This window comes from Pseudomonas sp. GOM7, assembly GCF_026723825.1.
In the GTDB taxonomy this organism is placed as follows: Bacteria; Pseudomonadota; Gammaproteobacteria; order Pseudomonadales; family Pseudomonadaceae; genus Aquipseudomonas.
In genome coordinates, this window is record NZ_CP113519.1 from 2,646,588 (window position 1) to 2,658,809 (window position 12,222).

Below are 12,222 nucleotides of genomic sequence, written 5' to 3' on the forward strand. Positions count from 1 at the left end.
CGGCCTACGGGTGATATACACCCTTGCCTGGCAAGCGCTCGCGATCATGCGCCAGGCTGAAATCCTGCTGCGGCCCTTTGGGAATCACCCCGGTCGGGTTGATGGTGGCGTGGCTGGCGTAGTAGTGCGACTTGATATGGGTGAAGTCCACCGTTTCGGCGACGCCCGGCCACTGGTACAGCTCGCGCAGCCAGTTGGAGAGGTTCGGGTAGTCGAGGATGCGCCGCAGGTTGCACTTGAAGTGCCCGTGGTAGACGGCATCGAAGCGAATCAGGGTGGTGAACAGGCGGATATCGGCTTCGGTCAGGTACTCGCCGGCCAGGTAGCGCCGTTCGCCCAGCAGGGCTTCCAGTTCGTCGAGCGTGGTGAACAGCTCCTCGAAAGCCTCTTCGTAGGCCTCCTGGGTGGTGGCGAAGCCAGCGCGGTAGACGCCGTTGTTCACCGCCGGATAGATGCCATCGTTGAGCCGATCGATGCGCTCGCGTAGCGGCTGCGGATAGAAGTCCAGGTCGTTGCCGGTCAAGCCATCGAAGGCGCTGTTGAACATGCGGATGATTTCGGCCGACTCGTTGCTGACGATGCGCTGCTGCTGTTTGTCCCACAACAGCGGCACGGTAACGCGGCCCGTATATTGGGCGTCATCGGCGGTATAACGCTGATACAGGTATTCCAGGCCGTCGAGCTTGTCACCGCTGGAGCCGTGCTGAGGGTCGAAGGTCCAGCCGTGATCGCCCATCAGCCAACTGACCACCGATACCTCGATCAGATCTTCCAGGCCCTTGAGCTTGCGCAGAAGGAGGGTGCGATGTGCCCAGGGGCAGGCCAGGGAAACGTACAGGTGGTAACGCCCGGCCTCCGCCTTGAAGCCTGACTCGCCGCTGGGGCCGGCGCTACCGTCGGCGGTGATCCAGTGACGGCGTTGCGCTTCCTCGCGCTGGAAGCGGCCGCTCTTGCCGGTGTCGTACCATTGATCGTGCCAGGTGCCTTCGATCAGCAAACCCATTCGGCCTACCTCTTGTGTGCGAATGAGCCTGCAGTCTATCGCGGTTGCTTCGATAGAAAGATGGAAAAACCTGGATCCGCCTATCGGTCAGCTCGATAAGTGGCGAGCATTCCAGCGTCTTTCCGCCTCGCTGAAGGCTGCGTCGCGATCCAGGCCCAGGCCACGCAAGGCCAGGGCCATGGTCGCCAGAATGGCCTGGCGGGCATAGTCATCTTCGGCCTCGCCGCGCCAGACAGCCAGCAGGTGCTCGGCATCCAGGCGCTCGGGTTTGACGTGGCGCTGCGCCGACAGCGCTGGCCACTCTTCGTCCCAGGCCTCGCCATCGCGCGTCCCGTACAGATGGCAGGCGACGTCCGGGTTGACCTCGATCTCGCCGCCTTCGCCCTTGATGACAATGGCATGGTCGCCCAACAGGCGGCTGGCCTCGCGGTGCACGGCCTGATAGCCGGGGTGGAAGATGCTTTGCAGGCCGCAGCGGGCCGCAAGTGGGTTGATCACTCGCGCCAGGGAGTGGATCGGCGAGCGCAGGCCGAGGGTGTTGCGCAGGTCGATCATGCGCTGCAGGGGCGCCATCCAGTCGCCCAGATAGGCGAAGACCAGGTTGTGCTGGTCGAGGCTGTCTGTCACTGCCTGCCAATCCTGGCAACGCGGGATATCCAGGCACGCGAGTAGTTGTTCGGTATACAGGCGCCCGGCCGTATGGGCGCCGCCGCCGTGCATGAAGATGCGCACGCCGCTGGCGGCCAGGGCCTTGGCCGCCAACAGATACCAGGGGAGATGGCGTTTCTTGCCGGCATAGCTCGGCCAGTCCAGATCGACCTGGGCGACCGGTGCGGGCAGACGCTGGCGGATCGCTTCGGTGAAACCGGCCAACTCCTCAGCACTTTCTTCCTTGTGCCGCAGCAGCATCAGAAAGGCGCCGAGCTGGGTGTCTTCGACCTTGCCATCGAGCAGCATGCCCATGGCTTCTCGGGCCTCCTCGCGGGTCAGGCCGCGTGCGCCACGTTTGCCCTTGCCGAGAATGCGCACGAACTGGGCGAAAGGGTGTTCGGCGGGAGTGAGCAGATTCATAGGCAATTGGTCGGTTTCGGCAGGCCAGCGAGCTTGGCCGCGAGTTTGGCGGGCGTGCCCTTGAACAGGCGATTGAGGTGCAGGCTGTTGCCTTTTTCCGCACCCAGTTTCAACGCCACGTATTTGATCAGCGGGCGATTGGCTGGCGAGAGCTGGAATTCGGCATAGAAGTCGCGCAATAGCTGGAGGATCTCCCAGTGCTCATCGCTCAGTTGCAGGTCTTCGCCGATGGCCAGTGCCTCGGCGACAGGGCGTGACCAGTCCTGCAGGTCGACCAAGTAGCCGTCCTTGTCCAGGGCGATTTCGCGTCCACCGACGTTCAGCGAGCTCATAACCAGCTATTGACCTTGGCATAGCGGGTGCAGAGTTCTACGAACCCGGGGTAGTCCACTGGCTGCACCCGCTCCGGTGCTTGCAGGCCACGGGCGGTGAGGTCTTCGTCCAGGGCATGCAGGGCAATGCTGGCCGGCATCAGTTGCAGCGCCTGCAGATTGGCCGTGCCGGGTTGCAGCGCGTAAACCGCATCGCCGCTGAGCAGCAGGGCGTCACCTGCACCGAGCAGACGCAGGCAACTGGCCAGACGGCTGTCGGCGAATGGCGAATGGGAAAGAATATGCAGGGTGGCCATCAGAGGGTGATCACCTGGTCGTAGCGGTCGAGAAGGGCGGTCAGCGCGCTGTCGTCCAGGCGCTGCACCTCGAGGTTCAGTTCGGCCTCGCCGAGGCCGCGCTCGTTCAGGCTGCGCTGGCTGGCATACAGCGCCTCGACGCCGAACATCGGCAAGGCCTGCAGATTGGCGCCGAGATCCTTCTGTTGCAGCGCGCCAGGCTGCTGGCTAGTGCTCAGTTGCAGCACGCCATCGTCGAGAAACAGCATGCCGATGGGCAGGTCGAAGGCGCCGCCGGCCAGGGCGATATCCAGTGCCTCGCGAGCGCCGGGGCCGCTCCAGGGGGGCTGACGGCTGATGATCAACAGCGATTTGCTCATCAGTGGCCTCCGAAGCAGATCAGGCGGTCGGCCTGTTGCGCCGCCTCGTGCAACTGACCCAGCCCGGACAGCTCCCAGGGCGCCTGCAGGTTGGCGGCCGGGCGGGCGTAACGCTGTGCCTCTGCCTCATCCAGCACGCCACGGCGCAGCGCCGCCGCGATGCATACCACGGCGTCCAGGCCGTTGGCCGTGACGAACTCGCGCCACTCCCTGGGCATATCCAGCTCATCCTGCGGGGTGACCACGTTGCTGGCGGCGCTGTGCACGCCGTCCTGGTAGAAGAACAGGCGGACGATTTCGTGACCGCCGGCCAATGCCGCCTGGGCGAAGCGCAGGGCGCGGCGCGAGGCGGGCAGGTGGGGGGCGGCGAACAGGGCGATGGCAAACTTCATGGGGCGTCCGACAGCTCAAAACTGCGGCAATGATAAGGCCAGGTGGTGCTGCGCACAAAAAGAAAAGCCCGCCGAGGCGGGCTCAGAGGGGGACGAAACCTATCAGTCGTCACCACCCATGATGCCGAAGATCTGCAGCAAGCTGATGAACAGGTTGTAGATCGACACATAGAGGCTGATGGTGGCCATGATGTAGTTGCGCTCGCCACCGTGGATGATGGCACTGGTCTGGAACAGGATGCACGCCGAGGAGAACAGCACGAAACCGGCGCTAATCGCCAGTTGCAGGCCGCTGATCTGGAAGAAGAAGCTGGCCAGCATCGCGCCGATCAGCACGAAGAAGCCGGCGGTGATGAAGCCGCTGAGGAAGCTCATGTCCTTGCGGGTGGTGAGCACGTAGGCGGACAGGCCGAAGAACACCAGCGCGGTCATGGAGAACGCCGAGGTGATCACTTGCGCGCCGTTGGCCATGCCCAGATAGAGGTTGAGGATCGGGCCGAGGGTATAGCCCATGAAACCGGTCAGGGCGAGGGTGGAGACCAGGCCCCAGGCCGAATCACGCAGCTTATAGGTGAGGAAGAACAGGCCATAGAAGCCGATCAGTACCACGAAGAAGTTTGGGTACGGCAGGTTGGCGCGCTGGCTGAGAAAGGCTACCAGACCGCTGAAGGCCAGGGTAATGGCCAGCAGGCTGTAAGTGTTGCGCAGCACGCGGCTGACCTCGAGCTGGTCGGCCTGCGAGTGGTTGAGTACATAATCTTGCTCTTGCATGGCGACACTCCTGGTAAGTACGAGGGGATCCGTAATCCGATTGTTCAGGATCATAACAGAGCTTACCCGAGTGCCAAGACAGAGAGTTTGACAGTGTGTTGCGTTCCGGTAAGATTGCCGCCCGCAGCGCTGCGCAGGCATGCAACATCCCTGGCCTGCGCACTACGAATACGGAAGCGTGGCCGAGTGGTTTAAGGCAACGGTCTTGAAAACCGTCGATGGGCAACTATCCGTGAGTTCGAATCTCACCGCTTCCGCCAATTTCTCTTTTGCCTTGTGCAACGCCTTACCTTAATCTGACGCTTAATTTTTGACTGCCATGCGCCAAGCTGGGCCTTCATCAGCCTGCCTGCTATGGTGCTCGGCAAGTAGAATTTCACCGTCGTGCGTGGTGGCTGACAATGGGCAATGAGGTGGCGAGTGATTAGGGTGCTGGTAGTCGACGACCACGATCTGGTTCGCACGGGTATTACCCGCATGCTCGCCGATATCGATGGCCTACAAGTGGTCGGCGAAGCCTGCACCGGGGAGGAATCCCTGCTCAAGGTTCGCGAACTCAAACCCGACGTGGTTCTGATGGACGTGAAGATGCCTGGCATCGGCGGCCTGGAGGCTACCCGCAAGCTGATGCGCAGCCATCCCGACATCAAGGTCGTTGCCGTCACCGTGTGCGAGGAAGACCCGTTCCCCACGCGCCTGCTACAGGCCGGTGCCGCCGGTTATCTGACCAAGGGTGCCGCGCTGGATGAAATGGTGCAGGCCATTCGCCTGGTGTTCGCCGGGCAGCGTTACATCGACCCGCAGATCGCGCAGCAACTGGCGCTGAAATCCTTCCAGCCGCAGACCAGCGGCTCGCCGTTCGACCTGCTCTCCGAGCGGGAAATCCAGATCGCCCTGATGATCGCCAACTGTCACAAGGTGCAGACCATCTCCGACAAGCTGTGCCTGTCGCCGAAAACGGTCAACACCTACCGTTATCGCATCTTCGAGAAGCTTTCCATCACCAGCGACGTCGAACTGGCTCTGCTCGCGGTACGCCACGGCATGGTCGACGCCGTCAACTGAAGATGTCCGCTGCGTTCGATTCCAGTGCCTTCCTGGCGACCTGCAGTGGCCGCCCCGGCGTCTATCGCATGTTCGATGGCGAGGGCCGACTGCTCTACGTGGGTAAGGCGAAGAACCTCAAGAAGCGCCTCGCCAGCTACTTCCGCAAGACCGGGCAGGCGCCCAAGACCGCCGCGCTGGTGGCGCGCATCACGCAGATCGAGACCACCATCACCGGCAACGAGACGGAGGCGCTGCTGCTCGAGCAGACGCTGATCAAGGAATGGCGGCCGCCCTACAACATCCTGTTGCGCGACGACAAATCCTATCCTTACGTGTTTCTCTCCGATGGCGAGTTTCCCCGTCTCGGTATCCACCGTGGTGCGAAGAAGGCCAAGGGACGCTATTTCGGCCCTTATCCCAGTGCGCTGGCGATTCGTGAGAGCCTTGCGCTGTTGCAGAAGACCTTTCTCGTTCGCCAGTGCGAAGACAGCTATTACCGCAACCGCACGCGGCCGTGCCTGCAATACCAGATCAAGCGCTGCAAGGGGCCCTGTGTCGGCCTGGTCGATGCCCAGGAGTACGCCGAGGACGTGCGCCACTCGGTGATGTTCCTCGACGGTCGCAGCAACGCCCTGAGCGAAGAGCTTTCCGCCAGCATGGAAAAGGCCGCCATGGCTCTGGAGTTCGAGCGGGCTGCCGAGCTGCGCGACCAGATAGCCATGCTCCGCCGCGTGCAGGATCAGCAGAGCATGGAAGGCGGTACAGGCGATGTCGACGTGGTGGCGGTGATGCTCACCCCGGGCGGCGCCTGCGTGCACCTGATCAGCGTGCGCGGTGGGCGTGTGCTGGGCAGCAAGAACTTCTTCCCGCAGGTGGCCATCGAGGAGGAGGGCGGCGATGTGCTGATGGCCTTCCTCGCCCAGTACTACCTGGGTAATGTCGAGCGCGACCTGCCCAGCGAGCTGATCGTCAACGTGCAGCATGAAGACTTCGCCACGCTGATCGAAGCCATCGAATCACTGCGCGGCCGCAGCCTGAGCATCAGCTTGCGCGTGCGCGGCACCCGTGCTCGTTGGCAGCAGCTCGCCGTGACCAATGCCGAACAGGCGCTGGCCGCGCGCCTGGCCAATCGGCAACACCTGGCCGAGCGCTTCGAGGCCCTGGCCAACGTGTTGCAAATGGACGAGCCACCGCAGCGCATGGAGTGCTTCGATATCAGCCACTCCAGCGGCGAGGCGACGGTCGCCTCCTGCGTGGTGTTCGGCCCCGAAGGCCCGCTCAAGTCCGATTACCGCCGCTTCAATATCGAAGGGGTCACTGCCGGCGACGACTACGCCGCCATGCATCAGGCGCTGACCCGACGTTTCAGCAAGATCAAGGAGGGTGAGGGCAAGTTGCCCGACGTGCTGCTGGTGGACGGCGGCAAGGGGCAACTGGCCATGGCCCGCGAAGTGCTGCAGGAACTGGCCGTGCCCGACCTGATCCTGCTCGGCGTGGCCAAGGGCACGACGCGCAAGCCCGGCCTCGAAGTGCTGTATCTGAATGACGCCGAGCACGAATTCACCTTGCCCGGCAATTCACCGGCGTTGCACCTGATCCAGCAGATCCGCGACGAATCGCACCGTTTCGCGATCACTGGGCACCGTGCGCGGCGGGGCAAGACGCGGCGTACCTCGACGCTGGAAGAAGTGCCTGGCATCGGCCCCAAGAGGCGGCGTGAACTGCTCAATCACTTCGGTGGGCTGCAGGAGCTGTCCCGTGCCAGCGCCGAGGAGATCGCCAAAGCGCCCGGAATCAGTAAAAAGCTCGCTGAGTCGATTTATGACACTCTGCACAGCGAGTAGAATGCCCGTTCACCTCGCAGCCTAGTTGTGCCGATGAATATCCCCAACTTGCTTACCTTGCTCCGGGTCGCGCTGATACCGGTCTTCATACTGCTGTTCTATCTGCCGTTCTCCTGGAGTTACTGGGCGGCCAGTGGGGTCTTCGCCATTGCGGCCGTAACCGACTGGCTCGATGGCTATCTGGCACGCCGCTGGGAGCAGGGCACGCCTTTCGGCGCCTTCCTCGACCCGGTCGCGGACAAGCTGATGGTGGCGGTGGCGCTGGTGCTGCTGGTGGCCGAGCACTCCAACCTCTGGCTGACCCTGGCAGCGGCCACCATCATCGGCCGCGAGATCGTGGTCTCCGCGCTGCGGGAATGGATGGCCGAGCTGGGTGCGCGGGCGCACGTGGCCGTGTCCAATCTGGGTAAGTGGAAAACCGCGGCGCAGATGGTCGCCCTGGTCATCCTGCTGGGCAATCCACCGGTTTTCACCTTCTGGGTGGTGCTCGGCTATGTGCTGCTGGTGGTCGCTGCGGTACTGACCCTGTGGTCGATGTTGCACTACCTGTTGGCCGCCTGGCCGCACCTCAGCACCACCACGGAAAAGAAATAAGTATTTTTGAATCAAAGGCTTGACGGCACCATTCGATTCTATAGAATGGCGCCCGTCGACAAGACAAGCGGGAATAGCTCAGTTGGTAGAGCACGACCTTGCCAAGGTCGGGGTCGCGAGTTCGAGTCTCGTTTCCCGCTCCAGTTTTACACGAGTCGCCAAGGCGACTCGTTCGTTTCAAGGCTGAGTTGCAGAGTGGTTATGCACCGGATTGCAAATCCGTGAACGCCGGTTCGATTCCGACCTCAGCCTCCAATTCAAAAGGCCTCGTAGATCGATGATTTACGAGGCCTTTTTCATTCCCCAAGGCGTGCTTTGCATGCCTTGCTAGGAGGCGGAGGGCTGTATATAGTCCGCCCTTCGCACAGCGCTACCGCCCGAATGGCGAAATCGGTAGACGCAGGAGACTTAAAATCTCTCGCCAGCAATGGCGTGCCGGTTCGAGTCCGGCTTCGGGCACCATCTAGCAATCTATAGCCATAGCAGATTCAAGCTCTCTGGTCGCTCAGCACCAGGGTGCTGGCCTTCCTCCGGCGCATCGGTCGGCACACGAAAGGCCCTGACGCGCAGTTGGCTGATGGGCGGCACCATCACTTGTCCTTGTGCTGGCCCGGCAGTAGCGAGCCGAACACCTGCTTGGCAGTCTGGGCGAGAATGCCGCGCTGCTCGGGATCGACATGGAGGAGGGTGCTGGCGAACTTCTTCGCCTGCTCCAAGCTGATGTGCGGTGGCAGCGGCGGTACGTCCGGGTCGGTTCGGAACTCCAGCAACACCGGCCGTTCGGCGGCCAGGGCGCGTTCCCAGGCCGGGCCGACGTCCTCTTCGCGTTCGATGAGGATGCCCTGCAGGCCGATGGATTCGGCGAAGGCGTGGTAGGGCACGTCAGGAATGTTCTGCGAGGCCTCGAACTTGGGATCGCCTTCCATGACGCGCTGCTCCCAGGTGACCTGATTCAGATCCTGGTTGTTGAACACTGCCATGATCCAGCGCGGATCCTCCCACTCACGCCAGTACTTGGCCACGGTGATCAGCTCGGCCATGTTGTTCATCTGCATCGCGCCGTCGCCGACCAGGCCCAGCACCGGTCGATCCGGGTGGGCGAACTTGGCAGCGATGGCATAGGGCACCGCCGCGCCCATGGAGGCCAGACCGCCGGATAGCGAGCAGAGCATGCCACGGCGAATCTTCAGGTCGCGGGCATACCAGTTGGCGCAGGAGCCTGAGTCGCAGGTGACGATGGCGCGATCCGGCAAACGGGGCGACAGCTCGTAGACCACCCGCTGCGGGTTGATCGGCTTGGCCGAGACCAGGGCACGCTCCTCCAGGGTCTGCTCCCAGTCGCTGCGCCAGTTTTCGATGCTGGTGCGCCAGCTACGCTCCTGTTTGTCCTCCAGTAGCGGCAGCAGCGCACGTAGGGTCTCGGCGGCGTCGCCAGCGAGATTGACCTCCATGGGGTAGCGCAGGCCGAGCATGTCCGGCTGCAGGTCGATCTGTACGCCGCGAGCCTGGCCTTCCTCGGGCAGGAATTCGGAATAGGGGAAGCCGGAACCGACCATCAGCAGGGTGTCGCATTCTTCCATCATCTTGTAGCTCGGCACCGTGCCGAGCAGGCCGATGGAGCCGGTGACCCAGGGCAGTTCGTCCGGCAGCACGGCCTTGCCGAGCAGCGCCTTGGCCACGCCGGCGCCGAGCTTCTCGGCCACCTGGAATACCTCGTCACTGGCCTTCAGTGCGCCGGCTCCCACCAGCATGGCCACCTTCTTGCCGCTATTGAGCACCTCGGCAGCGCGGCGCAGATCTTCGTCATAGGGCAACACTCTTGGCCGCGTGTAGCCGACACCACTGTGCAGCGTGCCGTGCTTGCGCGGTGGCTCGGCGTACTCGGCCTCCTGCAGGTCGTTGGGCAGGATGATCGCGGTCACCCGCCGCTCGCCGAGCGCGGTGCGGATCGCGCGATCCACCAGGTGGCGCACCTGTGCCGGCGCACTGGCCTGCTGAACGAAGGCGCCGGCGACATCCTTGAACAGCGATAGCAGATCCACTTCCTGCTGGTAGTGGCCGCCGAGCGCGGTGCGCGCTTGCTGGCCGGCGATGGCAAGCACCGGCATGTGATCCATACGCGCATCGTAGAGGCCGGTGAGCAAATGGGCGGCTCCCGGTCCGGAGGTGGCGATGCATACGCCTAGCTGGCCGGAGAATTTGGCGTCCGCTGCGGCCATGAAGGCAGCCATTTCCTCATGCCTGGCCTGGATGAAGCGGATCTTGCCGTTGGCGCGGTTGAGCGCGCCGAATACCCCGTTGATGCCGTCCCCAGGGTAGCCATAGATGCGCCGTACACCCCACTGATAAAGGCGCTCGACGATGAAGTCACCGACTGTCGTGGCCATGGAAGTCCTCCCTTGTAATCGCAACGTGGGCCAGACAAGACAGTGGCTTGACGAACGAGCCGCAGCGGGTCGCTACCGTCCTGCATGGCTGGTGGAGTAGGGTGGACTGGGGCAGGCGCTGGGAAGTTTCTACTGATTGATCTGTGTTCAGGCGGGGTGCAGGTCGCTTGTATGGATAAAGGAGGGACGCAAGGCGGCAGCAGACCTTGGAAGCCCGACGGCGATAGGGTGAGCAACAGTGCCGTTTCGAGTCCGGCTTCAGGTTTGGAAGCGCTGCACCGCGCCTTGCATGCCCTGAGCCACCTTATCCAGATTTTGCGCTGCCGCTGCCAGCTCGTTAGCGGTCTGGGTATTGTGCTGCGACATCTGGGCGATGTGATCGATGCGCTGTGCCACTTCGTTGCTGGCCTTGCTCTGCTCGTCGATGTTGTGCGAGATCTCCTCGACCACCTGGGCGGCTCGCTGCGTGCCGCTGCGTATCTCGTTGATCGAGTCGCCGGCCTGACGCGCCAGGGCCACACCTTCGCCAACGCTGTCGACGCCGGTTTGCATGCTGGCCACTGCGTCTGCCGTGCTGTTACGGATGCGCTCGATCATGGCGGTGATTTCCTGGGTCGATTGGGCGGTACGGGCCGCCAGGCCTCGTACTTCATCCGCCACCACGGCGAAACCACGCCCAGCCTCGCCGGCGCGGGCGGCCTCGATGGCAGCATTGAGCGCGAGCAGGTTGGTTTGCTCGGCGATGCCCTTGATGACCTGAATGATCGAATGGATTTCCTCGGAGGACTGGCCCAGGGCCGTGATGGTGGTCGAGGATTCGTTGACCGCAGCGGCAATGCGGTTCATGCCTTCGACCACGTCGAGGATGACCTGGCCACCGCTGTCGGCCATGCGCTCGGAATGAGCGGAGATGCTCTGCGCATCGCGGGTGTGGTTGGCGATCTGGGCGATGTTCTGGATCATCTGCTCCATGGCGGCCGCAATGCTGGTGGCGCCCTCCGATTGCTCGCCAGTGGCTTGCAGGATGTCCCGAGAGGTGCCGTTGAGGGTGTTAACGGTCTGCTGTAGCTGTTCGCTCTGCTGGCGGATGCTGTCGATCATCTGGCGCAGGTTGCTCTGCATGTCAGCCAGTGCGCGTTGCAGTTGGCCACTCTCGTCATCGCTGTCGATGTCGATCCGTTCGCGCAGGTTGCCTTTAGCGATGGCGCGAGCAGCGATCACGGATTTGTCCAGGGGCCGCAGAACGCTGCGCATCAGATGCCAGGTGATCAGGCCGAGGAGGGCGCAGGTCAGGGTGATACCCAGCACCAACATGATCGCAGCCTGGTTCACGGCGGCCTGGCCGGCATCGCGTGACCGAGCACTGTGGGCTTCGATCAGGCTGCTGAGGGCCTCGTTCTTTTCTTCCAACGCAGTGAAACTGTCGCGAAATACCGGCATCTCGGCTTCGGCCGCGCGAGGATCGGTCAGGGCCTTGTCAACGATACTCTTGGCCTGGGTGATGTAAGCGGCCAGGGCCGGTTGCGACTGATCGATGGCACTGCGGATGTCTGCAGGCAGCGGCAGTTTGGCATTGGCGTCCATGGCTTTCTGGAACCAGGCGCTGTGTTCGGCCAGGTCGTCACGCACCTGTTGCACGGCGGCTTCGTCACCTGGCCTGGTGGTGAAGGCAGCGAGCACATCGGCACGCAGAGCGTCATGCATCATGTCGCCCTCAAGGTGGTTACGCAGCGCGGTGACGCTCAACTCATTTTCTTCCAAGGCCGCAGCCAGACGAGTCTGTCCCCAGAAACCAACACCGCCCAAGAGCGCAGCGCTGAGGATACTGATCAAGCCACTGGCGATCATCTTGTGTCGAATCTTCATGAATTCACTCGAGTTCAGATGGCATTTGGTGATCAGTCTAGACGAAGCCTCTGGAAATGATCCTACCCATATGTTGGTGGTTGATTGTAATGGTCATGTCGTTAATTCGCATAATGTATATTATGTTAAATATGGTAGATGCTACCAGCGTAACCCCTAGGAGACAAACAGCCTCCCTCGCGGCAACTGACCAAAGCTTGTGATCGGGTGAATTTGAAACAGAAAGCACCTGAACACCTCTCTCGTGAGCGGTTTGGAAG

Annotated in this window: 12 protein-coding genes, 4 tRNA genes and 1 pseudogene; 7 read left to right on the plus strand and 10 right to left on the minus strand. The window is 62.5% G+C overall.

The window, feature by feature from the left end; translation table 11 throughout:
- Window positions 1–4: 4 nt before the first annotated feature.
- The 7 genes from OU800_RS12000 to OU800_RS12030 form a co-directional block, all read right to left on the minus strand.
- Window positions 5–1,003 (minus strand): glutathione S-transferase family protein, encoded by a 999-nt coding sequence (locus tag OU800_RS12000; RefSeq protein ID WP_268184073.1) that lies wholly within the window; start codon window positions 1,001–1,003, stop codon window positions 5–7.
- Window positions 1,004–1,090: 87 nt separating this feature from the next.
- Window positions 1,091–2,074, minus strand: a complete 984-nt coding sequence (locus tag OU800_RS12005) for a glycosyl transferase family protein (protein ID WP_268184074.1) — start codon at window positions 2,072–2,074, stop codon at window positions 1,091–1,093.
- Complete coding sequence (locus tag OU800_RS12010) at window positions 2,071–2,406, minus strand: TusE/DsrC/DsvC family sulfur relay protein (RefSeq protein WP_268184076.1); 336 nt, start codon at window positions 2,404–2,406, stop codon at window positions 2,071–2,073. The genes OU800_RS12005 and OU800_RS12010 overlap by 4 nt, the downstream gene beginning before the upstream one ends.
- A complete protein-coding gene (gene tusB / locus OU800_RS12015; RefSeq protein WP_268184078.1) occupies window positions 2,403–2,702 on the minus strand; it encodes a sulfurtransferase complex subunit TusB in 300 nt (99 codons plus the stop codon). The genes OU800_RS12010 and tusB overlap by 4 nt, the downstream gene beginning before the upstream one ends.
- Window positions 2,702–3,061 (minus strand): sulfurtransferase complex subunit TusC, encoded by a 360-nt coding sequence (tusC, locus tag OU800_RS12020; RefSeq protein WP_268184080.1) that lies wholly within the window; start codon window positions 3,059–3,061, stop codon window positions 2,702–2,704. The genes tusB and tusC overlap by 1 nt, the downstream gene beginning before the upstream one ends.
- Window positions 3,061–3,453: a sulfurtransferase complex subunit TusD gene (gene tusD, locus OU800_RS12025; protein WP_268184081.1), complete on the minus strand. Its 393-nt coding sequence runs from the start codon at window positions 3,451–3,453 to the stop codon at window positions 3,061–3,063. The genes tusC and tusD overlap by 1 nt, the downstream gene beginning before the upstream one ends.
- 102 nt (window positions 3,454–3,555) lie before the next feature.
- Complete coding sequence (locus tag OU800_RS12030) at window positions 3,556–4,224, minus strand: Bax inhibitor-1/YccA family protein (RefSeq protein ID WP_268184083.1); 669 nt, start codon at window positions 4,222–4,224, stop codon at window positions 3,556–3,558.
- Window positions 4,225–4,396: 172 nt separating this feature from the next.
- On the opposite strand from OU800_RS12030, the gene OU800_RS12035 reads away from it, so the two are divergent.
- The 7 genes from OU800_RS12035 to OU800_RS12065 all read left to right on the plus strand — a co-directional run bounded on the left by OU800_RS12035 (window position 4,397) and on the right by OU800_RS12065 (window position 8,171).
- Window positions 4,397–4,484: transfer RNA gene (locus OU800_RS12035), tRNA-Ser, on the plus strand.
- A 160-nt stretch (window positions 4,485–4,644) separates the two neighbouring features.
- On the plus strand, window positions 4,645–5,289 hold the full coding sequence (gacA, locus tag OU800_RS12040; RefSeq protein WP_268184085.1) for a response regulator transcription factor GacA: 645 nt from the start codon (window positions 4,645–4,647) through the stop codon (window positions 5,287–5,289).
- Between the two features lie 2 nt (window positions 5,290–5,291).
- Window positions 5,292–7,115 carry an excinuclease ABC subunit UvrC gene (gene uvrC / locus OU800_RS12045; RefSeq protein ID WP_268184088.1) on the plus strand — a complete coding sequence of 608 codons (1,824 nt, stop codon included), beginning with the start codon at window positions 5,292–5,294 and terminating at the stop codon, window positions 7,113–7,115.
- A 33-nt stretch (window positions 7,116–7,148) separates the two neighbouring features.
- Window positions 7,149–7,709 (plus strand): CDP-diacylglycerol--glycerol-3-phosphate 3-phosphatidyltransferase, encoded by a 561-nt coding sequence (pgsA, locus tag OU800_RS12050; RefSeq protein ID WP_268184091.1) that lies wholly within the window; start codon window positions 7,149–7,151, stop codon window positions 7,707–7,709.
- 67 nt (window positions 7,710–7,776) lie between these two features.
- Window positions 7,777–7,852, plus strand: a tRNA-Gly gene (locus tag OU800_RS12055).
- A 38-nt stretch (window positions 7,853–7,890) separates the two neighbouring features.
- A tRNA-Cys gene (locus OU800_RS12060) sits at window positions 7,891–7,964 on the plus strand.
- Window positions 7,965–8,084: 120 nt separating this feature from the next.
- Window positions 8,085–8,171 (plus strand) — tRNA-Leu (locus tag OU800_RS12065).
- A 128-nt stretch (window positions 8,172–8,299) separates the two neighbouring features.
- Here OU800_RS12065 and OU800_RS12070 read toward each other — a convergent pair.
- The 3 genes and pseudogenes from OU800_RS12070 to OU800_RS24365 form a co-directional block, all read right to left on the minus strand.
- Complete coding sequence (locus OU800_RS12070; protein WP_268184093.1) at window positions 8,300–10,096, minus strand: thiamine pyrophosphate-requiring protein; 1,797 nt, start codon at window positions 10,094–10,096, stop codon at window positions 8,300–8,302.
- Between the two features lie 258 nt (window positions 10,097–10,354).
- Window positions 10,355–11,218: a methyl-accepting chemotaxis protein gene (locus OU800_RS24360; RefSeq protein WP_442964778.1), complete on the minus strand. Its 864-nt coding sequence runs from the start codon at window positions 11,216–11,218 to the stop codon at window positions 10,355–10,357.
- Window positions 11,219–11,257: 39 nt separating this feature from the next.
- Window positions 11,258–11,962: pseudogene (locus tag OU800_RS24365) on the minus strand (MCP four helix bundle domain-containing protein); the annotation flags it as partial.
- Window positions 11,963–12,222: the final 260 nt, after the last annotated feature.